Source organism: Mesorhizobium sp. M0808 (assembly GCF_040320025.1).
Lineage (GTDB): Bacteria > Pseudomonadota > Alphaproteobacteria > Rhizobiales > Rhizobiaceae > Mesorhizobium.
On sequence record NZ_JAMYOX010000002.1, the window covers coordinates 205,073 to 226,831 of the forward strand.

The 21,759-nt window shown below is 63.9% G+C and carries 17 protein-coding genes and 2 pseudogenes; 14 read left to right on the top strand and 5 right to left on the bottom strand.

The annotated features are described in order from the left end of the window. Nucleotides 1-5 precede the first annotated feature (5 nt). The 3 genes and pseudogenes from NKI25_RS04035 to NKI25_RS04045 form a co-directional block, all read left to right on the top strand. Nucleotides 6-734, top strand: coding sequence for a hypothetical protein (locus tag NKI25_RS04035; protein ID WP_352998203.1), 729 nt, complete (start codon nucleotides 6-8; stop codon nucleotides 732-734). Between the two features lie 191 nt (nucleotides 735-925). Beyond that, a complete protein-coding gene (locus tag NKI25_RS04040) occupies nucleotides 926-1,345 on the top strand; it encodes a hypothetical protein (protein WP_352998204.1) in 420 nt (139 codons plus the stop codon). A 25-nt stretch (nucleotides 1,346-1,370) separates the two neighbouring features. Then, nucleotides 1,371-2,267, top strand: a pseudogene (locus NKI25_RS04045) (ATP-binding protein); the annotation flags it as partial. Between the two features lie 232 nt (nucleotides 2,268-2,499). Here NKI25_RS04045 and NKI25_RS04050 read toward each other — a convergent pair. From NKI25_RS04050 to NKI25_RS04060, 3 genes and pseudogenes are all read right to left on the bottom strand, one after another. Continuing rightward, nucleotides 2,500-5,004 (bottom strand): adenylate/guanylate cyclase domain-containing protein, encoded by a 2,505-nt coding sequence (locus NKI25_RS04050; protein WP_352454712.1) that lies wholly within the window; start codon nucleotides 5,002-5,004, stop codon nucleotides 2,500-2,502. 42 nt (nucleotides 5,005-5,046) lie between these two features. Continuing rightward, on the bottom strand, nucleotides 5,047-6,141 hold the full coding sequence (locus NKI25_RS04055; RefSeq protein ID WP_352697121.1) for a branched-chain amino acid ABC transporter substrate-binding protein: 1,095 nt from the start codon (nucleotides 6,139-6,141) through the stop codon (nucleotides 5,047-5,049). Nucleotides 6,142-6,435: 294 nt separating this feature from the next. Then, nucleotides 6,436-6,741: pseudogene (locus NKI25_RS04060) on the bottom strand (ABC transporter permease); the annotation flags it as partial. A 117-nt stretch (nucleotides 6,742-6,858) separates the two neighbouring features. Between NKI25_RS04060 and NKI25_RS04065 the strand changes: the two are divergent. Further along, nucleotides 6,859-7,458 carry an ANTAR domain-containing response regulator gene (locus NKI25_RS04065; RefSeq protein ID WP_023676288.1) on the top strand — a complete coding sequence of 200 codons (600 nt, stop codon included), beginning with the start codon at nucleotides 6,859-6,861 and terminating at the stop codon, nucleotides 7,456-7,458. Between the two features lie 2 nt (nucleotides 7,459-7,460). Next, nucleotides 7,461-8,699 (top strand): CmpA/NrtA family ABC transporter substrate-binding protein, encoded by a 1,239-nt coding sequence (locus NKI25_RS04070; protein ID WP_352591068.1) that lies wholly within the window; start codon nucleotides 7,461-7,463, stop codon nucleotides 8,697-8,699. A gap of 243 nt (nucleotides 8,700-8,942) precedes the next feature. Here the strand turns inward: NKI25_RS04070 and NKI25_RS04075 are convergent, their stop codons facing one another. After that, nucleotides 8,943-9,071, bottom strand: a complete 129-nt coding sequence (locus NKI25_RS04075) for a hypothetical protein (RefSeq protein ID WP_352448433.1) — start codon at nucleotides 9,069-9,071, stop codon at nucleotides 8,943-8,945. Here NKI25_RS04075 and NKI25_RS04080 point away from each other — a divergent pair. The 9 genes from NKI25_RS04080 to NKI25_RS04120 all read left to right on the top strand — a co-directional run bounded on the left by NKI25_RS04080 (nucleotide 9,058) and on the right by NKI25_RS04120 (nucleotide 20,527). Then, nucleotides 9,058-10,374: a CmpA/NrtA family ABC transporter substrate-binding protein gene (locus NKI25_RS04080; RefSeq protein ID WP_352591070.1), complete on the top strand. Its 1,317-nt coding sequence runs from the start codon at nucleotides 9,058-9,060 to the stop codon at nucleotides 10,372-10,374. The two genes, NKI25_RS04075 and NKI25_RS04080, sit on opposite strands and share 14 nt — an antisense overlap. An 84-nt stretch (nucleotides 10,375-10,458) precedes the next feature. After that, entirely contained in the window at nucleotides 10,459-11,355 is an 897-nt protein-coding gene (ntrB, locus tag NKI25_RS04085; protein WP_352591073.1) for a nitrate ABC transporter permease, read from the top strand. Between the two features lie 11 nt (nucleotides 11,356-11,366). Continuing rightward, complete coding sequence (locus tag NKI25_RS04090) at nucleotides 11,367-12,164, top strand: ABC transporter ATP-binding protein (protein WP_352591076.1); 798 nt, start codon at nucleotides 11,367-11,369, stop codon at nucleotides 12,162-12,164. Nucleotides 12,165-12,416: 252 nt separating this feature from the next. Then, nucleotides 12,417-12,755: a hypothetical protein gene (locus tag NKI25_RS04095; RefSeq protein ID WP_352568359.1), complete on the top strand. Its 339-nt coding sequence runs from the start codon at nucleotides 12,417-12,419 to the stop codon at nucleotides 12,753-12,755. 58 nt (nucleotides 12,756-12,813) lie between these two features. Beyond that, nucleotides 12,814-14,115: an MFS transporter gene (locus NKI25_RS04100; protein ID WP_352634970.1), complete on the top strand. Its 1,302-nt coding sequence runs from the start codon at nucleotides 12,814-12,816 to the stop codon at nucleotides 14,113-14,115. Nucleotides 14,116-14,134: 19 nt separating this feature from the next. Then, entirely contained in the window at nucleotides 14,135-16,585 is a 2,451-nt protein-coding gene (nirB, locus tag NKI25_RS04105; RefSeq protein WP_352998205.1) for a nitrite reductase large subunit NirB, read from the top strand. Between the two features lie 65 nt (nucleotides 16,586-16,650). Further along, nucleotides 16,651-16,980 (top strand): nitrite reductase small subunit NirD, encoded by a 330-nt coding sequence (nirD, locus tag NKI25_RS04110; RefSeq protein WP_023676297.1) that lies wholly within the window; start codon nucleotides 16,651-16,653, stop codon nucleotides 16,978-16,980. A 3-nt stretch (nucleotides 16,981-16,983) separates the two neighbouring features. Next, entirely contained in the window at nucleotides 16,984-19,938 is a 2,955-nt protein-coding gene (locus NKI25_RS04115) for a nitrate reductase (protein WP_352634972.1), read from the top strand. A gap of 103 nt (nucleotides 19,939-20,041) precedes the next feature. Next, nucleotides 20,042-20,527, top strand: a complete 486-nt coding sequence (locus NKI25_RS04120; protein WP_023676299.1) for a hypothetical protein — start codon at nucleotides 20,042-20,044, stop codon at nucleotides 20,525-20,527. A 25-nt stretch (nucleotides 20,528-20,552) separates the two neighbouring features. Here the strand turns inward: NKI25_RS04120 and NKI25_RS04125 are convergent, their stop codons facing one another. Further along, the gene (locus NKI25_RS04125; protein ID WP_352623309.1) at nucleotides 20,553-21,584 is read right to left on the bottom strand and encodes a hydroxyacid dehydrogenase; all 1,032 of its coding nucleotides are present in this window, start codon (nucleotides 21,582-21,584) and stop codon (nucleotides 20,553-20,555) included. Nucleotides 21,585-21,759: the final 175 nt, after the last annotated feature.

A 21,759-nucleotide genomic window follows, 5' to 3' on the forward strand; every position in this document is an offset into this window, starting at 1 on the left:
GGTACATGCGCCCTGATGGCATCCATGCCGTCTCCCGGGCAGAGAAAATCCTGATGGTGGCTATTCTGCGGCTTGCCGCCGCCGTCGATGGGACTGTCTACTGGCTGGTGGCGGTCAAATTGCGCGCTATCCTGATACTCTTGCTCAAGTGTCTGCTCTGCGGCGCCAAGTCGCGAGCGGTTTCATGCGCATTTTTCGAAGGAGGTTTTGCGATGAAAATGTCCCGTTTTTCGAACACCGGCGCTGCGGCATGGCTGGTTGGAGCCCTGCTCAGCCTTGCCGCGCTCGGCGTCACGAAAGCGGAGGCTGCCGACATGCACCAATTGTGCCGCCAGGTGCGCAACGACGACACGATCCAGGACTATTCGCCCGCGCTTCATGACGAGACGGTCCAGGCGTTCAAGGCGCTGGCTCCGGACGCTCAAATTGCGCCGGACGATTCCGAACTGGGGGCACAGGCCCAATATCGCTGCATGGACGGCAGGGTCATGGTCTGCTTCGTCGGCGCCAACCTGCCGTGCACCAAGATGAACGTGGCACGCGACAATCCTGGTGCGGATGAGTTCTGCCGGCAGAATCCAAACGCGGAAGACGTTCCAGCCGTCGCGACGGGTCACGATACCGTTTATTCCTATCGATGCCGCAACGGCCAAGCTGAGATAGCAGACGACTTGTGGGAACTCGACGAACGGGGCTTCGCGAAGAAGCTTTGGGCTGAGCTACCCGATCGCTAAGTCCGCTCACGCCAAGTGTTTTCTTGGTAGGCGCTAAACTAGATGTGTTTCGCCTGATGGCGCGAGGCCATTTATGATCGATTCGTGGCGGCAGCACCCGCAAGGAATCGTGACCGACGCCATGCGGGTGGCGGGGCTGCCGGAGTAGTGCTGCGCGCCTGCTTTGGCTTGGGGCTAGCCGGAGGATCGGAATGGGTCTCGACGTGGCAGTTTTCAAAAGCGCTTCGACCATGGAGCGGGAATTCCCCGGCTATCGCTTTCAGCGGGAACCGACAACGGGCGAATGCGAGGTGGTCCATCCCGAGGGCGTAAATCTCACCTGGGACGTGGTCACGGTGTGCGACTGGCGTGTCGGAAACATCGCCCACGTCGCCGCGCTTAGGGAGGCGATTGCCGGCCTTCTCGGCGAAGGCTCGGCCTTGGAACGGATTGTCCTTTTTTCAGCCTGCAGTGTCGGAGACGTCATCGAGGAGCCGAGCTTTGTCGAGCTTGAGCGCGAATTGCGGCTGATCGAATCCAGCACCGACGCATGGGTTCGGGAATTTGCCGATGGACTATCGGAATTGATCCGCATGGCACGGCGCGAGAAAAACCCTATCGTATTTGTGTGACCGGCAAGCCAAGCAGAGCCCCCATGGCCGGACCTTTCTCGATATCGACATGGCGCGCGCTGCCGACCTTCTCGGCATGGAGCGGCGCCAGGCGGAGGCTTTTCGCGACCTGGAGCGCGGGCAATTCATGGCGCTCGGCCCAGCGCTGTCGCGCCGTCCGCTCGGCTTGCGCATCGGCCCGACCGATACGAGTCCGCGCAATGCGACCCCGCGCCTGATGCCGCTGCCGGAAGCGGGACTGGAGGACGCGCGCGCGATCATCCTGGCGGCCCCGCCGCCCGAAACCGTGCGGCCGCAGCGCCGCTCGTCGCCGGACCTGCTCGATCAGCTGATGGCGGCAAAATCGGCGACGCTGGAAATCCGCCCCGAAGCGGTGGAGCCGCCGATCAGCGCCGAGGATTTGGCGGAGCGGCGTGAGCGGGTGGACCGGGTTCTGCGCGCCGTGCTGGCGCAACCCGACGCCGGGTTCCGCGTCATCGGCGTGCTCTATCAGGAGTTCGTGGTCCGCTGCCGCATAGAGGGCCTCGCCGCGGTCGTGCCGGATCTCCCCGCGTTCCGCCGCATGCTGACGCGCGCCCGCGCCGGGCTGGGCTCCGACATGGCAGGCGACGACGCCTGGCAGGACGTCTCGACGCGCGCCTCGCTGCTGCCCGAGGATATGCAGGGTGTCTTCATGATGATCGCTCGCGCCGCTAAGGAGGGCTGGCCCTGCCCGAGCGACGCGGCAATCGCCCGCGCCTACGGCTCGCACTCGCTACGCCGCGCCCGGCGCCTGCTGAGCTATATCGAGGAACAGGGCCTGATCGTCTGCCAGCTGGATGGGGTTGGCCGGCGGACGGTGACACTCGTCGAACTGGCCTGGGCGACGGCACCGGGCGACCCCAATGCGGAGGAGGTGGTGCAGGGGAGGGTGGCTGTTTGATTGGGGTGGTTTAGGCCAAAACTGACGTTACTCAACATCAGCAAAGCGCCATATCCGGACCTTGCCAGTGATGCCGTGAATGTTAAGTCTCGGCTCCGATGCGGACGTTCCGCCCGAGTTCGAAGACTGACCGCGACCGTTCTGCGGCCTTCGCATCGATAGCGCCAATGAGCGGCGTCCCACATCCCACTCCTTGTGTCCATTGGGAGGGGTCGTTGTGGACCAAGCCCTACTACCCAGGCTTGTGACGAAGCCGATCCAGCGCGTCTCGAAGTGCATTGGCGGCATCGCCACGCTCGTCAGGGGACATCAGCTCCGGTTCAAGTTCCAACCTGAAGTGCGGCAGCTCCGTTCGAACAGCACGACGAGCGGCCGCCAAATTGGCCTTCAGATCGATGACGCGGTAGGTGGCGACGGGATAGGCGATCCCCTTGACCTGGACTTGCCCCAGTTCCTCACAGTCGATTGCGTCCTTCACTTGCGCAAACGTCTCGTAGGAAATGAGGATGGCCCCCGGCGGCGCCTCCTGCTCCAGGCGCGAGGCGAGATTCACGGCGCCGCCGATTATCGTGTAGTCCATCCGGTCCTCGCTGCCGAAGTTACCGACGGTGCAGTAGTCGGTATGGATGCCGATGCGACAGCGCAGCGGTGTTTCGATCCCCATGTCCCGCCAGACTTCGGCAAGCTCGCTAATCCGCTTTTGCATTGCAAGTGCCATCTGCGCGCAAGCCAGCGCGTCCTCCTTGACGCCGCGAGTCTCGGGATCGCCGAAAAACATCAGGATCGCGTCGCCGACATATTTGTCGATCGTCGCGCCGTGATCCGAAGCAATTTTCGACATTTCCGTCAGATAGTGATTGAGGAGTTGGGTGAGATCCTCGGATTCCATTTTGTCAGTGGTCTCGGTAAAGCCGGCGATATCGGAGAAGCATATTGTCAGTTTCTTCCGCTGGCTGGCGATCCTGACCTCCTGGCGGCCGGTGAATATCGAGCGATACACCTGGGGCGCCAGATACTTCGCCAGCTTGCTGGAAAGCGCCTCCAGAACCACGGATTTCTCGGCGAGGTTCTCCTCCCTTTGCTTCAGCTCAGTGATGTCCGAATAGACGGCGACCGTGCCGCCGGCGCTGATCCGCCGCTCGCTGACCATGACCCATCGCCCGTCGCCTCGCCTCTGCACCCAAGGTTCGCCAGGGTTGCGGTGCCGCGAGAGGCGCTCGGCGACCCACTCCTCGACCCGCCCCTCGGCGTCCCTGATGTAGCCGCGCTCAGCGGATCGGCGAATGATTTGCTCGAATGTCGTGCCGGGCGTCAGTTCGGTCTCCAGACCGGTGTAGAGCAATTCGCGGTAGCGGCTGTTGCTGAGGACGAGCCGGTCCTCCCAGTCGTACAGAGCGAATCCTTCGGAGATGCTTTCGATGGCATCGATGAGCCGCTGACGAGCTTCCGCAACGTCGCGCAGGTTCTTTTCCTCGACCTCGACAGCAGTATCCCGGAAGAGTCTCAGCGCTTCGGCCATGCGCCCGATTTCGTCGCTGCCCGCGGCTGGCAGCGGCGCACGAAGATTGCCCCCCGCAATCGCGAGCATGCCTTGGCTCACGGCCCCCAGTCGGGCGAGGAGGCTGCGGTCGACATAGAGCCAGACAACCAGAACCGAACTCAGGAGGCTGAGAAAGGCGGAGCCGAGTACAACCGCGGTGCCGTAGCGCTGGACGAGCGCGGCTTCGCGACCGGACGCAGCGATCTCCTGATCTGCCGTGGCGACCAGGCGATCGACGCCAGCGGTGAGATTGCGCGACAGTCGATTGTTCTCGGCCAGAAGCCTTTCGCCCTGTGCCAGGACAGCAAACTCGTCCTCCCGCACCTTGGGGATGCTGTCCTCGCCGTCGGTCAAACCCCTGAACTCGTCAACACGCTGCCGGAAGCGGGTCCGCAGCTTTTCGTCGATCTCCGTGGAAACCTTTTCAAGAGCAGTGAGCGAACGGCGTAGCGGAAAAAGGATCAACGCCAGGTCGCCCGGCGTCGGCGCGTTCGCGACCTTCACCAGCGCGTCGTTGACCGCCGAGATCTCCAGCTGCGCCTTCTGCTGGGGAATGTAAGCCGCAATCGCCTGGACCAGGTCGGCCATCGCCGCTGCGCGTCGATCGGGCGACAGCGACGTGTCGGCCGCGACCGCCCGCCATTGCGGGAGCCTGGAATCCATTACTAGGATGCCGGTGGCCACAAGGCGCTGGCTTCCGGTCGTCGTCGCGGCGAGGCGGTTCAGGAGCTCCTCCTTGCGGGCGACCACGTCGAGCCGGGCGACAACAAGAGAGTCGAGCTCCTTCAGGTTGCGCCTCAGAACAATCGCGGCTTCCTCGATCTCGGCCAAAGGCACTGTGCCCAACGTGGCATCCCGGAGGTCCGTGCGCAGGGCCTCGAGGCGGGACATCTCGAGCGCGACGGCAGCCGAGACCTCGCTGTGCTGAGCCCTGCTTGTCGCTGCCAGCACCGATGGCGCGGCAGCAGCGACCCGTTCGGCCTGGCGCGACAGCTGGAGGGAGGCGAGCGCCGACGGCACTCGATCCGTGGTAATTCGGTCCACGACGTCGCCAACCTGGAGGAAGGCATAAAGCGCCGCAGCGGTTGCCAGCACCGCAAGGGCGCTGATCCCGAAAAAGGCGAGCAACAGCCGGCCGCGTATGCCGAGGCGTTCAAGCTCGGCGAGTCGGAACAGTCCGGCCACACTGGTCTGCATCAGACTAGACATCTCAGCCGGCACGCCGGCGATCAGCGAACCCTATTCAACCGGCACGTACTCTCCGCCGCGCCAGACGTACCAAACCCAACTCTGCTTCGTGAGGTCGCCCTTGTCGTCGAAATCGACCCGGCCGATGACGGTGTCGAATTCCTGTTCGTGCAGTGCCGCAATGATGGCCTTCTGCTCCAGCGAACCTGCCTTCGAGACTGCCTGGGCCCAAACCTGGACCGCGCAGTAGCTCAACAGCGTGTAGCCCGCGGGTTCGAAATTCTCCGCACGGAACTGCTCAACGACCGCGGCCGCTTCGGCGCTTCGCCTCGGGTCCGCCGGGAACGTGAAGAGGGTCCCCTCCGCCGCGGGGCCGGCGATCAGGGCAAATTCCTCGGTCGCCAAAGCATCTCCGGATATGAGCTGAACCGTGTAGCCACTGTCGTGTGCAGCGCGAGCAATCAGCGCAACCTCGGCATGATACCCACCCACATATAAGGCGGAGACGCCGGCGGTCTGCAACGTAGCGACCTCGGCCGAATAGTCGTCCTTCCCGGGAATGTATGCGTCGTAAACGGCCTCAGTCACGCCCCGCTTGTTCAGCTGCTTCCTGGTCTCGTCAGCGAGACCCTTCCCATAGGTCGAATTGTCGTGGAGGATCGCAATCTTCTTGTTGCCCCAGCGATCGGCAAGGTAGTTGCCGGCGATGAAACCTTGCGCGTCGTCGCGGCCAATGGTGCGAAAGACATTGGCACGGCCCTGTTCGGTCAGCTGCGGATTGGTCGAGCCTGGGGATATCTCAACGACGCCCGCCTCCTCGTACACTTTTGATGCGGGGATCGAGGCCCCGGAGCAATAATGCCCGACGACGAGCACGACCCCGTCAGCCACCAGCTTCTTGGCGGCCGCCACAGCTTGCTCGGGATCGCAGAAGTCGTCGACCGAGATGAGCCTCACCTTCTGGCCGAGCACGCCGCCCGCCGTGTTGACGTCGGCCACTGCCATCTCCGCGCCGCGCTGTCCCTGCTCGCCGATCCAGGCGAGCCGTCCCGTCATCGCAGCCGAGACACCGATCAGCACCTCCGCCCGCGCTGAGCTGAACGCGGCCGCGAGAACTAAGATCGCTATGGCGATGATGCGGTGCATGTGTGCACCCCCTTAACTGCAGCTTACGCCAATCCCGTCAGAGCCGACAGCCCCTTCCGCAAGCGCGGCTGTCTCGGGCTGCTATTGCAGCGCACACCCCAATTTGGCGAAGCAATCATACACTGGAATGGCGTGTCATAACTCGTTCGCTGAGGTCGGAATCGCGCGCCAAATCCGGACGTTACCACTGACCGGAGTGAGCGTCGTGATTGGGTCAAAGCAGCCCCCCGCCTCAGCTTCCCCCTATCTCTCCTCCACAATCCGCAAATAAGCCGCCGTCACAAACAGCACGATTTACCCAAACAATATCCACCACGCCCCTTCCGGCATCTGCAAAATCGTCAGCAGCGTCGTCAGCGCGGTGGGGATCAGCGCCGTTGATTGTGCCGGTGCAGCCGCCGCGGCCGCCGAAGATCGAGGTGCCGCCGACGACGGCGGCGGCAACCCAAGGCAGCACCAGCGGGTCGGCGAGCGACGGCCTTGATCAGGCCGATGTAGTGCAGTGCCGACGAGCACGCTCGAGATAACGTAGAGCGCCGTGATCACCTGCCAGCAGCGGACGCCGGACAGGCGCGTTGCCCGTTCGTTGTCGCCGACCGCCGCCCGCGACGCTGGCCGTCGCGTCCAATTCCTCAGGCGGCGCCTGGACGCCGGCTTTGTTTCCGTGAATCTCGCGATGCCGCATTGCACAATCGTCTCGCCTGCGCAAAATGCGGCATGATCCGCAAATCCCTCACTGTCCTGGTGATCGATGAGAACCACATCCGCGCTTCGATAATCGAAGCGGGATTGCGGGAGGCCGGGCATCAGCAGGTCACGGTCATCCATGACGTCGCCGGCATAGCGCGGCGGATCGCCGAGATCGAACCCGACGTGATCGTCATCGATCTCGAAAATCCCAACCGCGACATGCTCGAAAACATGTTCCAGCTTTCGCGCGTGGTGAAGCGGCCGATCGCCATGTTCGTCGACCGCTCCGATCAGGCTTCGATCGAAGCAGCGGTGGAAGCCGGAGTGTCGGCCTATGTCGTCGACGGCCTGCGTCAGGAGCGGGTCAAGCCGATCCTCGACATGGCAATCAGCCGCTTCAATGCGTTTTCGCGCATGGCGCGCGAACTGGAAGAAGCCCGCAGCGAATTGGAAAGCCGCAAGGTGATCGATCGAGCCAAGGGCATCCTGATGAAGTCGCGCGGCCTGTCGGAGGACGCGGCGTATACGCTGCTGCGCAAGACCGCCATGAACCAGAACCGCAAGATCGCCGAGATCGCCCAGAGCCTGGTAACGGCGGCAGGCCTGCTGGATCCCGAGGAGAGTTGAGAATGGCGGCCGAGCACCGGATCAATGCTGGCTTCATGCCGCTCTTCGACAGCGCTGTCCTAGTCGCGGCGAAGGAAATCGGCTTCGCCCTGCGTGAAGGCATCGACCTGACGCTCAACCGGGAAACATCCTGGGCCAACATCCGCGACCGCATCGCCATCGGCCATTTCGACCTGGCGCATATGCTGGGGCCGATGCCGATCGCCTGCAATCTGGGGCTGACGCCGCTCGCCTCCGATACGGTCGTGCCGTTCTCGCTCGGCCTCGGCGGCAATTGCGTGACGGTTTCGAACGAGGTCTGGGCCGGCATGGCCGCGCACGGCGCCCAACCCGATCTCGATCCGGCGCGGGCCGGCAAGGCATTGCGAGCGCTGATTCGCGAACGGGCGAATGGCGGCGGCGATCCGCTGCGCTTCGCCGTCGTCCATCCGCATTCCGGGCACAATTACGAATTGCGCTACTGGCTCGCCGCCTGCGGCATCGACCCGTCGCGTGAAATCGAGATCGTCATCGTGCCGCCGCCATTCATGGCCGACGCGCTCGCCGCCGGCAGGATCGACGGCTACTGCGTCGGCGAACCCTGGAACAGCGCCTCGGTCGTCGCGGGCACCGGCCATATCGCCACGGTCAAGGCGGCCATCTGGAAGACCAGCCCCGAGAAAGTCGTCGGCGTGCGCAAGGCATGGGCGGAAAGAGAGCCGGACGCGCTTTCAGCCCTGCTGCGTGCGCTTCATCACGCGGCGCGCTGGTGCCAGGATCCGGCAAACCGTGACGAACTCGCGGCCCTTATGGCGCAGCCGGCCTTCCTCGGGCTTGCGCCGGCGCTGCAGATGCCGATCCTCAGCGGGCATCTGGCGCTCGGCGGCGGCGCCGAACTGAGTGTCGGCGACTTCTTTCTGCCCTTCAACAAGGCGGCGAACTTCCCGTGGAAGAGCCATGCGCTGTGGTTCTACACGCAGATGGTGCGCTGGGGGCATGTCGCGCACACGCCGGAAAACCTCGCTATTGCCCGCGACTGCTACCGCCCCGATCTCTACCGCTCGGCGTTGAAGCCGCTTGGCGTGGCGCTTCCCGGTGCCAATGCCAAGGTCGAGGGCGCGCTGAAGGCCGCGACTCCGGTCGGTTCGGCGGGGGCAAGCCTGGTGCTCGGTCCCGATGGTTTCTTCGACGGCCAGATCTTCGATCCCGACGAGATCGACGCCTACATTGCCGGCCAGAAATTGGCGCGCGCCGAAGTCTGATCATTTCGGCGGCATTCTTGTGCGCTGCACAAAAAATGTGCGTGCAACTGCGCTAATGAACAATCTTTGGCTTGCTCGCCCAGCGGGCCGGCGCGCCGACGATTTTGGCATGTCGTTGATCTCGTTGATGTTTGTCATCCATTCCGAAACTGGCACGGTTCCTGCGTTGCAATAGGCAGACTCTTCTCGGGTCACGGAATAGGCGTCCAATGGCGGGCGCTACAGGCAACGCTGCCGCTCAGGTCAACACGCGATCCCGGATGGACGGACGCGCGCGGCCTGGCCGGCGGCTTTTTTGTTTTGGTCGAACACGCAATCGACGGCGCCGATCCCAAGCCGCGCCCAACCGGAGATGACGATGACGAAAAGCACCAATAGCCATTCCGCCCAAACGGCGATCGGCCGCCGCGATTTCCTGAGGATCAGCGCGGCCACCGCGGCAACGCTGGCCGCGGCGCGTGCGCTGCTGCCCTCCGGCGCCTATGCGGCGCCCGCCGCGCCGGAAGTCACCGGCGCCAAGCTCGGCTTCATAGCGCTGACCGATGCGGCGCCGCTGATGATTGCCAAGGAGAAAGGCCTGTTCGAGAAATTCGGCATGCCCGATGTCGAGGTGCTCAAGCAGGCCTCCTGGGGGGCGACGCGCGATAATCTGGTGCTCGGCGGCGAAGCCAACGGCATTGACGGCGCCCATATCCTGACGCCGATGCCTTATCTGATGCACACCGGCAAGGTGACGCAAAACAAGCAGCCGCTGCCGATGGCGATCGTGGCCCGGCTCAACTACGACTGCCAGGGCATTTCTGTCGCCCAGGAATATGCCGGCACCGGTGTCGGCCTCGACGCCTCCAAGCTGAAGGACGCCTTCGCTGCGAAAAAGGCCGCAGGCAAGGAGGTGAAGGCCGCCATGACCTTCCCGGGCGGCACGCACGATCTTTGGCTGCGCTACTGGCTGGCTGCCGGCGGCATCGATCCCGACAAGGACGTCTCGACCATCGTCGTGCCGCCGCCGCAGATGGTCGCCAACATGAAGGTCGGCAACATGGACGTGTTCTGTGTCGGCGAGCCGTGGAACGAGCAGCTCGTCCACCAGGGCGTCGGCTTCACCGCCGCCACCACTGGCGAACTGTGGAAGGGCCATCCGGAAAAGGCGCTCGGCCTGCGCGCCGCCTTCATCGACAAGTATCCGAACGCCACCAAGGCGATCCTGATGGCCGTCATGGAAGCCCAGCAATGGTGCGAAGCCAAGGAAAACAAGGACGAGATGGCCGCCATCATCGGCAAGCGGCAATGGATGAACGTGCCGACCGCCGACATCATCGGCCGCCTCAAGGGCGACATCAATTACGGCAATGGCCGCGTCGCCAACGGCACCGATCTCTACATGAAGTTCTGGCAGGGCGGCGTGTCCTATCCCTTCAAGAGCCACGACTCCTGGTTTCTCGCCGAAAACATCCGCTGGGGCAAGTTCGCGCCGACCACCGACATCAAGGCGCTGGTCGCTCAGGTCAATCGCGAGGATCTGTGGCGAGAAGCGGCCAAGGATCTTGGTGTCGCCGCGGCCGATATCCCGGCGTCTTCATCGCGCGGCGTCGAGACCTTCTTCGACGGCAAGGTCTTCGATCCGGAGAACCCGTCCGCCTATCTCGACAGCCTGAAGATCAAGGCATCGGCCTGAACGGTGCAAACGGCGCTCGCGCCGTTTGTCGCCACAAGCGCAACGGCGCCGCTTGTCGCCAAATGCCAAAGGAACGTTCGAGAAATGTCTATCCAAGCCATCGAGGACCGCAAGGTGAAGCCGTTCCCCGCGCCTGCCAAGCCCGCCGAAATCATCGTCTTCACCGCCAGGGCGCGGCGCCGCTTCGACCCGGCCGCGATCGCAGGCAAGCTGGCCAGCACGCTGGTGCCGCCGGTCATCGTCATCACCATCATGCTCGTCGTCTGGCAGGTCGCCTGTTCGTCGCCCACAGCCAGCCTGCCACCGCCGAGCCAGGTGTGGAACGAGGCCTATGACCTGATCGCCCATCCGTTCTTCAACAATGGCCCGCAGGATATCGGACTCGCCTGGCGGGTGCTGATCTCGCTGCAGCGCGTCGCCATCGGCTTTGGCCTTGCGGCTGTCGTCGGCGTCGCGCTCGGCGCGCTGGTTGGCCAGTCGATCTGGGCGATGCGCGGCCTTGATCCGGTGTTCCAGATCCTGCGCACGGTACCGCCGCTCGCCTGGCTGCCGCTGTCGCTGGCGGCGTTCCGCGATTCCAGCCCGTCGGCGATCTTCGTCATCTTCATCACCTCGATCTGGCCGGTGATCATCAACACCGCCGTCGGCGTCCGTAACATTCCAGAGGACTATCGCAACGTCTCCCGCATCCTCAGGCTCAACCAGCTCGAATTCTTCGTGAAGATCATGGTGCCGGCCGCGGCACCTTACATCTTCACCGGCCTGCGCATCGGCATCGGTCTGTCCTGGCTCGCCATCGTCGCCGCCGAAATGCTGACCGGCGGCGTCGGTATCGGCTTCTTCATCTGGGATGCCTGGAATTCGTCGCGGCTGCCCGACATCATCGTCGCACTCGCCTATATCGGCGTCACCGGTTTCTGCCTCGACCGCCTGGTCGCGGCGGTCGGCGCCTTCGTCACCCGCGGCACAACGGCAAAGTGAGGAGAGGGACGATGACGGCCTATCTGAAACTCGACCACATCGACAAATCCTTCGCCCGCGGCAGCCAGGTCAGCGACGTGCTGAAGGACATCCGGCTGACCATCGACAAAGGCGAATTCGTCTCGATCATCGGCCATTCCGGCTGCGGCAAGTCGACCTTGCTCAACCTGATCGCCGGCCTGACCAAGGTCTCGGCCGGCGCGGTTCTGCTCGAAGACAAGGAGGTCGATAGTCCCGGCCCGGAACGCGCCGTGGTGTTCCAGAACCACAGCCTGCTGCCATGGCTCACCGTCTACGAAAACATCAATTTGGCAGTCACGAAGGTCTTTGGCCGGAGCAAGAGCCGGGCCGAGCGGCATGAATGGATCATGCGCAATCTCGATCTCGTGCAGATGGCGCATGCCAAGGACAAACGTCCGGCCGAGATTTCGGGCGGCATGAAGCAGCGCGTCGGCATCGCCCGGGCGCTGGCCATGGAGCCGAAGATCCTGCTGCTCGACGAGCCGTTCGGGGCGCTCGACGCGCTGACGCGCGCGCATCTGCAGGACGCGGTGATGGATATCCATTCGAGGCTCGGCTCGACGACGATCATGATCACCCATGATGTCGACGAGGCGGTGCTGTTGTCCGACCGCATCGTCATGATGACCAACGGCCCGGCGGCCACCATCGGCGAGGTTCTTGCCGTGCCGCTGGCCCGGCCGCGCCGGCGCATCGAGCTTTCCTCCGACCGCACCTTCCTGCGCTGCCGCGAGGCGGTGCTGAAATTCCTCTACGAACGCCACCGCTTCGTCGAAGCCGCGGAGTAAGGCCATAACGGGAAAACTCGTCATCATCATTGGCAATCTGCATCGGCAATGGGCAATCTACCGCATTGCACAAATATTATGCTGCTGTGCAAGGCATTTTGACTAATCTTTGATCCGCTGCCGAGCTTGGTCAAAAGCCGCGCGGCTGCGGTTCATATTGATTTCATTCGATAATTAAGAGCGCTGTCGAATTGGCACGCTTCCTGCTTTCCAAAATGTAGGGTCCGCAAGGGCCAAGTGAAACGGCGTCCAATGGCGGGCGCCACAGGCAAAGCTGCCGCTCAGGTCCACACGCGCTCCCGGAACCCCGGACGCGAAGACCTGGCCGGCGGCTTTTTTGTTTTGACGCAATCGACGGCGCTGGTCCCAAGCGGCGCCCAACCGGAGACGACGATGACGAAACGGATCGGAACTGGCGCGTCCCTAGCGGACTTCACGCGCCGCGATTTTCTGGCCGTCAGCGCGCTGACGGCGGCGCTGTTCACCGCCGCGCTCCTCCTCTTTCCCGCCGGCGCCAAGACTGACGGCAAGGGTCTCGAAGTGACCGCGCAAAGGTCGGTTTCAACCAGTTCGCCGATGCTGCGCCGCTGACAGTCGCGAACGAACAGACAAGGGCGGTGCCTCCCACGCCGCAAACCGGAGCCAGAAAATGACCGCAAATCTCCCAGCCGCGCCCAGCCAGGACAGCGCTCCCCGGCAGGCGCTTGCCATGTCCACCATCGCCTTCACCGTCTGCTTCGCGGTGTGGACGATCTTTTCAATCATCGGCGTGCGCATAAAGCAGGAGCTGGGGCTGAACGAGACGGAGTTCGGCCTGCTCGTCGGCACGCCGATCCTCACCGGCTCGCTCGTGCGTATGGTGCTCGGTGTCTGGACCGACCGTTTTGGCGGACGGCTGGTATACACCGCGACCATGCTTGCGGCGGCGGTCGCGACCTTTCTGCTCGCTTTTGCGCACACCTACGGGCAGATGCTGGTCGCCGCACTAGGCGTTGGGCTCGCCGGCGGTTCCTTCGCCGTCGGTGTCGCCTATGTCTCGCGCTTCTTCCCGGCCGGCAAGCAGGGTACGGCGCTTGGCATTTTTGGTGTCGGCAATGTCGGCGCCGCGGTCACCAAGTTCCTGGCACCGTTCGTGCTTCTCTCCTGGGGCTGGCAGTCGGTCGCGCTGATCTGGGCGGCAGCACTCGTCGTCATGGCCGCCGTCTTCTGGTTCACGACCGGCGACGATCCGGTCATCCGCGAGCGCCGCGCCGGCAAGGCAGCGCCCGCGAGAAGCTTCTTGCAGGAATTCGCACCGCTCAAGAACCTGCAGGTCTGGCGCTTCGCCTTCTATTATTTCTTCGCCTTCGGTGCATTCGTGGCGCTCTCGTTGTGGCTGCCCCGCTACCTGATCGGCGTCTACGGCTTCGGGCTTGCGACCGCCGGCATGATCGGGGCGGCCTATTCAATTCCGGCAAGTATTTTCCGCGCCTATGGCGGCGTGCTTTCCGACCGGATCGGCGCCCGCACCGTGCTCTACTGGACCTTCGCTGTCAGTGCCGCCGCGACTCTCGTTCTGTCTCTCCCCTCGGCAGATTACGTCGTGCGCGGTGTCAGCGGGCCGATCGCCTTCCATTTCGAGGTCGGCCCGCTCGCCTTCATAGCCGTTGCCTGTGTGCTCGGCTTCTTCATGAGCCTCGGCAAGGCTGCCGTCTACAAGCACATCCCGGCTTACTATCCGCAGAGTGTCGGCGCGGTCGGCGGCGTTGTCGGCATGATTGGCGGGCTCGGCGGCTTTATCCTGCCAATCGTCTTCGGAGCGCTCAACGACCTCACCGGCGTCTGGTCGAGCTGCTTCATGCTGCTCTTCGTCATCGTCGCCACCTGCTTTGCCTGGATGCATTTTTCCATCCGGCGGATGGAGCGCACGGCGTCTGACGAAGCTTCAGGCCTTTCCTACGCGGCTGAGTGAGACCGGAGTGGATCAGGACATGACCGAGAAACTCGTCATCATCGGCAACGGCATGGCCCCCGGGCGCATGCTGGAGCACCTCCTGGAAAAGGCGCCTGGGCGCTACCAGGTCACCATCTTCAACGCCGAGCCGCGCGTGAACTACGACCGCATCATGCTCTCGCCGGTTTTGTCGGGCGAAAAGGCCTATGAGGAGATCATCATCCATGGCGACGGCTGGTACATCAAGCACGGCATCACCCTCTACAAGGGCCACAAGATCGTCGCCATCGACCGGCAGGCAAAGACCGTCACCTCCGATCATGGCGTGACCGAGCCCTACGACAAGCTCGTCATCGCCACCGGCTCGGTGCCGTTTATCATTCCGGTGCCAGGCCATGATCTGCCCGGCGTGCTCACGTATCGCGATCTCGACGACGTCCGGGCGATGATGCTTGCCGCCCAGTCGCGGGCCAAGGCGGTGGTCATCGGCGGCGGCCTGCTCGGCCTGGAAGCGGCTGCGGGTCTGAACGCGCAAGGGATGGACGTCACCGTGCTGCACGTCATGCCGACGCTGATGGAGCGTCAGCTCGATCCGGCCGCCGGATATCTCCTGCAGCGCGCCGTCGAGCAGCGCGGCATCAAGGTCATCACCAAGGCCAACACCCAGGCGATCACCGGCAACGGCAAGGTCGAGCGGGTGGAGCTTGCCGACGGCACAGTCATTCCCGCAACGCTCGTCGTCATGGCGGTGGGCATCAGGCCGAATGCGCCGCTGGCGAAGGAAGCCGGCATTGCGGTCAATCGCGGCATCGTCGTCGACGCCGGCATGCGCAGCAACGATCCCGATATCTACGCAATCGGCGAATGCGCCGAGGTCAACGGCCAGGTCTACGGGCTGGTCGCGCCGCTCTACGAGATGGCGCGCGTCGCCGCCAGCCATCTGGCCGGCAATGAGGCGGCGGCTTTCGTCCACATGGACACGCCGACCAAGCTCAAGGTCACCGGCATCGAGCTGTTCTCTCTCGGCGACTTCGCCGAGGGCGATGACCGCCAGGAGATCGTGCTGCGCGATGCCGCGGCCGGCGTCTACAAGCGCCTGGTACTCAAGGACGACCGCATCATCGGCACCGTGCTCTATGGCGAGACGGCGGACGGCGCCTGGTTCAACGACCTCAAGAAGAAGCAGACCGACATATCCGAGATGCGCGATACGCTCATCTTCGGCCAGTCCTACCAGGGAGGCGCCCCCCTGGACCCTATGGCGGCCGTTGCAGCCTTGCCGGATGATGCGGAAATCTGCGGTTGCAACGGCGTATGCAAGGGAAAGATCACCGGCGCGATCACGGCCAGGGGCTTGACCTCGCTCGACGATGTGCGCGCCCACACCAAGGCGTCGGCCTCCTGCGGCTCCTGCACCGGGCTGGTCGAAAAGCTGATGGTGCTGACCATCGGCGACAAATACAACCCCGCGGCGGTCCAGCCGATGTGCAGCTGCACCGCGCTTGGCCATGACGAGGTCCGCCGGCTGATCAAGGCCAAGGGCTTGAAGACCATTCCCGCCGTCATGCAGGAACTGGAGTGGAAGACCTCCTGCGGCTGCGCCAAATGTCGGCCGGCGCTCAACTATTATCTCGTCTGCGACTGGCCCGACGAATACGCCGACGATTACCAGTCGCGCTTCATCAACGAGCGCGTCCACGCCAACATCCAAAAGGACGGCACCTATTCGGTAGTGCCGCGCATGTGGGGCGGCGTCACCAACGCCGCCGAATTGCGCGCCATCGCAGACGTCGTCGACAAGTTCGAGATCCCGATGGTCAAGGTCACCGGCGGCCAGCGCATCGACATGCTCGGCATCCGCAAGGAAGACCTGCCGGCGGTATGGGCCGATCTCGGCCAGGCCGGCTTCGTCTCCGGCCACGCCTATGCCAAAGGACTGCGCACGGTGAAGACCTGTGTCGGCTCGGACTGGTGCCGCTTCGGCACGCAGGATTCGACCGGCTTGGGCATCCGTATCGAAAAATTCATGTGGGGCTCGTGGACCCCGGCCAAGGTCAAGATGGCGGTGTCGGGCTGTCCGCGAAACTGTGCCGAGGCGACCTGCAAGGATGTCGGCGTGATCTGCGTCGATAGCGGCTACGAGATCCATTTCGCCGGCGCCGCCGGTCTCGACATCAAGGGCACCGAAGTGCTCGGCCTGGTCAAGACCGAGGACGAGGCGCTGGAGCATATCGTGGCGTTGACGCAGATGTATCGCGAGCAGGGCCGCTATCTCGAGCGTATCTACAAATGGGCCAAGCGCGTCGGCATAGCTGAGATCAAGCGTCAGATCATGGACGATGGCGAGAAGCGCAAAGCCTATTTCGACCGCTTCGTCTTTTCGCAGAAATTCGCCCAGGTCGACCCATGGTCGGAACGTGCTTCCGGCAAGGACAAGCATGAATTCCGGCCGATGGCTTCGGTCGGCTTTGCCCAGGCGGCGGAGTAGGCGCGTGTTCCCGAAAAGTGGAATGCGTTTTCGGACAAGAACACGCGCAAAAGAGGAATAGCCACATGAACTGGGTATCGATAGGCACGCTCTCGGACATTCCGCGTCGCGGCGCGCGCTGCGTCGCCACGCCCGAAGGCAAGATCGCCGTCTTCCGCACGGCCGACGATCAAGTCTTCGCCATCGACGACCATTGCCCGCACAAAGGTGGGCCGCTCAGCCAGGGCATCGTCCATGGCACGGCGGTGACCTGTCCCTTGCACAATTGGGTGATCTCGCTGGAGACAGGCAAGGCGCTCGGCGCGGACGAGGGCGCGGTGCGCACCATTGCGGTGCGGATCGACGGCGAGCGGCTGTTCATTGCGCTTGAAGCGCTGGCCAGCCGCGCGGCGTGAACCATGCAGATTGATGAAGCGCGCGAGGTGAGGACCACCTGCCCCTATTGCGGGGTGGGTTGCGGCGTGCTGGCGAAGGTCGCCGCGGACGGTGAAATAACCGTTCGTGGCGACCCGGACCACCCGGCGAATTTCGGCCGGCTCTGCTCCAAAGGCTCGGCGCTGGCTGAGACCATCGACCTCGACGGCAGGTTGCTATACCCGGAGATCCACGGTCGCCGCACCGACTGGGACGAAGCGCTCGACCTTGTCGCTTCGACCTTCTCGCAAACCATTGCCGAACACGGCCCCGGTTCGGTCGCCTTTTATGTTTCCGGCCAGTTGCTGACCGAGGACTATTACGTCGCCAACAAGCTGATGAAAGGCTTTATCGGCTCGGCCAATATCGACACCAATTCGCGCCTGTGCATGGCCTCGTCGGTCGCCGGCCACCGCCGCGCCTTTGGCTCGGACACCGTTCCGGGAAATTACGAGGATCTGGAACTTGCCGACCTGATCGTGCTGGTCGGCTCCAATCTCGCCTGGTGCCATCCGGTACTCTACCAGCGCATTGCCGCCGCCCGGGAAAAGCGGCCCGAGATGAAGGTGGTGCTGATCGACCCTCGCCGCACAATGACCTCAGACATCGCCGACATGCATCTGGCGATCGCGCCCGATGGCGACGTCGCTTTGTTCACCGGGCTGCTCGCCTATCTCGGCCAGCACAACGCGCTGGACCGCACCTATATCACGGCGCACACGACCGGCTTCGGGCAAGCGCTTTTCGCCGCCTCGGCGCTCGATCTTGCCGGCATCGCGGCTGCCACGGGTCTCAGTGAGGACGAACTGGCCCGCTTCTACAGCCTGTTTGCCGCGACGGCGAAGACGGTGACCGTCTACAGCCAAGGCGTGAACCAGTCGTCTTCGGGCACCGACAAGGTCAACGCCATCATCAACTGCCATCTAGCCACCGGCCGCATAGGCAAGCCCGGCGCCGGGCCGTTCTCGGTGACCGGCCAGCCCAACGCCATGGGCGGCCGTGAGGTCGGCGGCATGGCCAACATGCTGGCCGCCCACATGGAGATCGAAAACCCCGAGCACCGCGAACGCGTGCGGCGCTTCTGGAATGCCCCAACCGTCGCCGAAAAACCCGGCCTGAAAGCGGTCGAGATGTTCCAAGCGGTGGCCGACGGACGCATCAAGGCGCTGTGGATCATGGCCACCAACCCGGTCGATTCGATGCCGGATGCCGATGCCGTCGAAGCGGCGATCAAGGCCTGCCCGTTTGTTGTGGTCTCGGACGTGCTGGGCGAGACCGACACGGTCCGCCACGCCCATGTCCGGCTGCCGGCCACCGCATGGGGCGAAAAGGATGGCACCGTCACCAATTCGGAGCGCCGCATCTCGCGCCAGCGGGCTTTTTTGGCCAGGCCCGGCGGGGCAAGGCCAGATTGGTGGATCATCGCTGAAGTTGCCAAGCTGATGGGCTTCGGCGAGGCGTTTTCGCATGTGTCGCCGACCGACATCTTCGCCGAGCACGCGGCGCTGTCGGGCTTCGAGAATGACGGCGCGCGCGATTTTGATATAGGCGCGTATGGCGATATCGGTGCAGAGGCCTATGAGGATCTTCTGCCGTTCCAATGGCCAGCGCCGGCCTCACCCTCCCCCTTGAGGGGAGGGTCGGCACGCGCGTTGAGCAAAGCGAAACAAGCGGGACGGGGTGGGGTCGGTGGTGAAGTCTCGACCTCTCCGGGTCGCCCCACCGAGGTGGAGGCCGTCGCAGATGACCCCCTCTGGCCTGCCGGCCATCTCCCCCTCAAGGGGGGAGATCAGCCTGCTGCTCGGCTGTCGCCAGTCTCCCAGGTTGATGAGTGGGCGCAGCCGGCAAAACCGCCAATCTCCCCCCTTGAGGGGGAGATGGCCGGCAGGCCAGAGGGGGGTGTTCAGGCTGGACATAGCTCAGCCAGCATCCGCTTCTTCGCCAATGGCGGCTTCTACACGCCCGACGGCAAGGCGCGCTTCATTGCCATCCGCCCAGCCGCACAAACCCGCACCAACCCGGACTACCCGCTCGTCCTCAACACCGGGCGCGTCCGCGACCATTGGCACACCATGACGCGGACCGGCAAGAGCCCGCGCCTGTCGCAGCACATGGCCGAACCGTTCGTCGAAATCCACCCGGCGGATGCGCAGCACTATGGTATCGGCGATGCCGACATCGTGCGCGTCTCGACTGGCCATGGCGAGGTGCTGGTCCGCGCGCTGGTGACGGTGCGCCAACGCCAAGGCTCTGTATTCGTTCCGATGCACTGGACCGATCAGATCTCCGCCCGCGCGCGTGTCGATGCACTGGTCCCGCCGACGACCGATGCGATTTCAGGTCAGCCGGCCTCGAAGAACGTTGCCGCCCGCATCCAGCGGTTCGCCGCCACTGCCTTCGGCTTCGCCGTGCTTGCCGAACGACCCGCATCGATCGACGCCGATTACTGGAGCCTCGCCCGCTGCCCCGCCGGCTGGCGCCTTGAAATTGCGCTGCAGTCCGGCCGTGACTGGACCGGGTTTGCCGCCTCGCTGTTCGGCCTCGAAGGCGAGACGCTCGCCTATCACGACATCGCCGGCGGGCACCATCGCTTCGCCCGTTTCGCAGGCAATCGGCTGGTCGGCGCGTTCTATCTTGCGCCTACCCCGGTAGCGGTGTCGCGCGGCTGGGCGGTCGAACAACTTGGTGCTGACCATGCCGATCGGCAGGCGCGGCTGGCGATTGTCGCCGGGCGGCCGGGCGGCAACAGCGTCGACCGCGGTGCCATCGTCTGCGCCTGTTTCGGGGTCGGTGCCAACCAGATCGCGGAAGCGGTACGCGGCGGCTGTACCAGCGTCGCGGCAATCGGCGCCGCCCTTCACGCCGGCACCAATTGCGGCTCTTGCCGCGCCGAGATCAAGACCATTATCGACGGGCGGCGTCTGCAAGCTGCGGAGTGATGCGCCGAGGAACTCTGCCGCGCCGCTGCATGATGCTTACTAGCAATTTACAAACCATGGGCTACCAACGTTCTGACTTCGATTCGCTCGGAACGGGAGCCTCATGAGCAAAGCCCTGACCTCATTCGCGCTTGCCGCCGTGCTGACGGCCTTGCTGATGGCGCTCAGCCTGGCGGTGGCCAGGCATGGCTATCCCTATGGCGCGATCGGCGCCAAGCGCTTGAGCGACGTCGCCGATGCGGGGACGTTCATTCCGCTCGCGGCGATCTATTTTTTCAGCGCACTGCTGATGATGGTTCTGCCGATCAGGCTCGCTGGCATCGTCCTGACACATGCCGCCGATGCGATCTTCTGGACGGTCATCGTGTTGTTTGCGCTCATCGTTGGATGTCTCGCCGCGAGATTTGCTTTCGGTCAGCGCGATGTGCTCTCCGCACTCCTGAACTGGCGCTTCCTGTTTGTCGCAGGCGTCGTCGGATGCCATCTGTTCATCAACGAGCTGCGCCGCAACATCTTGTTGAGAAGCCTGTTCTTCGTCATCTTCGCCGCAGCGACACTGGCCTGCCTGTTTTGGTCCTTCACCGTCTGAGCATGTGCGACCGTCGGCAGGCGGCTTAATTCTTGTCGACCGGCTTCGAACGCATTCGCGAAACGGTCTCACGCTCGGCCCGCTTCGAACGCATCGGCGGCAGGCCGCGGTCGATCAGGTCCATGTCTTCCAGCACCATGTCGCCCATCCGCTTGAAGGCGATGTCAAGCGCGCCGGCCCGGTGGGCGGAGCGCAGGAACCCCGGCAACGTACGGACCGGGTGATCCTGGGCCAGAGGCTCCTCAGGAAAAACATCGCTGGCGGCGACGATATGGCCGCTGCGGACGACGTCCATCAGTGCCGGGAAATCGACCACGCCGGCTCGGCTGAGCAGGATGAAAGCGGCTCCCTTGCGCATCCTGGCAAACGCCTCGGCGCCGAGGAAGCCCTGGTTTTCGCTGGTCACCGAAGCGACGACGAAGACGAAATCGCTGTTCGACAGAACGTCGTCAAGAGAGGCCGGCTCGACGCCGTTTTCGATCAGGATCGACGGCGGCAGCCACGGGTCGAAGACTTTTGTCCGCGTGCGAAAGCCTGACAGCAGCCGGTTGAGCGCACGGCCAAGATCGCCGAAGCCGATAATGCCGACATCCGCGCCGGAAAGAAGCCGGGCCGTCCGGTTGCCGTCGCCGCCCCACAGCTCCTTGCCCTGACGAAATGCGAGATCGGCGTCGACGATTCCGCGGGCGAGGTTGAGCGCCATGGCAAGGCCGAGCTCGGCCACCGGCTCTGCAAACACCAGCCCGGTGGTGACGACATGGATGCCGCGCGAAAACAGCGCCTCGTACGGCATGTTGTCGATAAGGTTGCTCTCGACATTGAAGACGCAGCGCAGCGCCTTCATTTTCTCCAGCGTCTCCGGCGTGATCGGCGGCTGGCCGACAATGTAGCGCGCCTCGCCAAGGATATCGGCCGGCAGCGCCGCGACACCTTCAGGCGATGTTTCGACGATGCGGTATTTCGATCGAAATTTCGCCAGCGCAGCCGGCGTGAAGATCAGGTCGAGCGTGCGCGGTTCGGGTGCGCTGATCACCAGCGGCAAGGCGCTGTCGGACATGATACTTTACCTCCCGTGCGATCCGCGTCGCACCACACAAGAATCGTCTTTTCCCGCCCCCGACACCTATCACATGCCTGTCGAGAAGGAGAAGTTTGCCTTCTTCGGCCTTGCGGTGCGGCGGTCGGTGGTCCAGATAGACGGCGATCGAAGGACGACAAGGAAGACAGCAACA

Excerpts from the sequence above, each read along its gene's own strand:
- NKI25_RS04035 (WP_352998203.1), top strand. The coding sequence starts at position 6 with ATGCGCCCTGATGGCATCCATGCCGTCTCCCGGGCAGAGAAAATCCTG.
- NKI25_RS04040 (WP_352998204.1), top strand. The coding sequence starts at position 926 with ATGGGTCTCGACGTGGCAGTTTTCAAAAGCGCTTCGACCATGGAGCGG.
- NKI25_RS04050 (WP_352454712.1), bottom strand. The coding sequence starts at position 5,004 with ATGCAGACCAGTGTGGCCGGACTGTTCCGACTCGCCGAGCTTGAACGC.
- NKI25_RS04055 (WP_352697121.1), bottom strand. The coding sequence starts at position 6,141 with ATGCACCGCATCATCGCCATAGCGATCTTAGTTCTCGCGGCCGCGTTC.
- NKI25_RS04065 (WP_023676288.1), top strand. The coding sequence starts at position 6,859 with ATGATCCGCAAATCCCTCACTGTCCTGGTGATCGATGAGAACCACATC.
- NKI25_RS04070 (WP_352591068.1), top strand. The coding sequence starts at position 7,461 with ATGGCGGCCGAGCACCGGATCAATGCTGGCTTCATGCCGCTCTTCGAC.
- NKI25_RS04080 (WP_352591070.1), top strand. The coding sequence starts at position 9,058 with ATGACGAAAAGCACCAATAGCCATTCCGCCCAAACGGCGATCGGCCGC.
- ntrB (WP_352591073.1), top strand. The coding sequence starts at position 10,459 with ATGTCTATCCAAGCCATCGAGGACCGCAAGGTGAAGCCGTTCCCCGCG.
- NKI25_RS04090 (WP_352591076.1), top strand. The coding sequence starts at position 11,367 with ATGACGGCCTATCTGAAACTCGACCACATCGACAAATCCTTCGCCCGC.
- NKI25_RS04095 (WP_352568359.1), top strand. The coding sequence starts at position 12,417 with ATGGCGGGCGCCACAGGCAAAGCTGCCGCTCAGGTCCACACGCGCTCC.
- NKI25_RS04100 (WP_352634970.1), top strand. The coding sequence starts at position 12,814 with ATGACCGCAAATCTCCCAGCCGCGCCCAGCCAGGACAGCGCTCCCCGG.
- nirB (WP_352998205.1), top strand. The coding sequence starts at position 14,135 with ATGACCGAGAAACTCGTCATCATCGGCAACGGCATGGCCCCCGGGCGC.
- nirD (WP_023676297.1), top strand. The coding sequence starts at position 16,651 with ATGAACTGGGTATCGATAGGCACGCTCTCGGACATTCCGCGTCGCGGC.
- NKI25_RS04115 (WP_352634972.1), top strand. The coding sequence starts at position 16,984 with ATGCAGATTGATGAAGCGCGCGAGGTGAGGACCACCTGCCCCTATTGC.
- NKI25_RS04120 (WP_023676299.1), top strand. The coding sequence starts at position 20,042 with ATGAGCAAAGCCCTGACCTCATTCGCGCTTGCCGCCGTGCTGACGGCC.
- NKI25_RS04125 (WP_352623309.1), bottom strand. The coding sequence starts at position 21,584 with ATGTCCGACAGCGCCTTGCCGCTGGTGATCAGCGCACCCGAACCGCGC.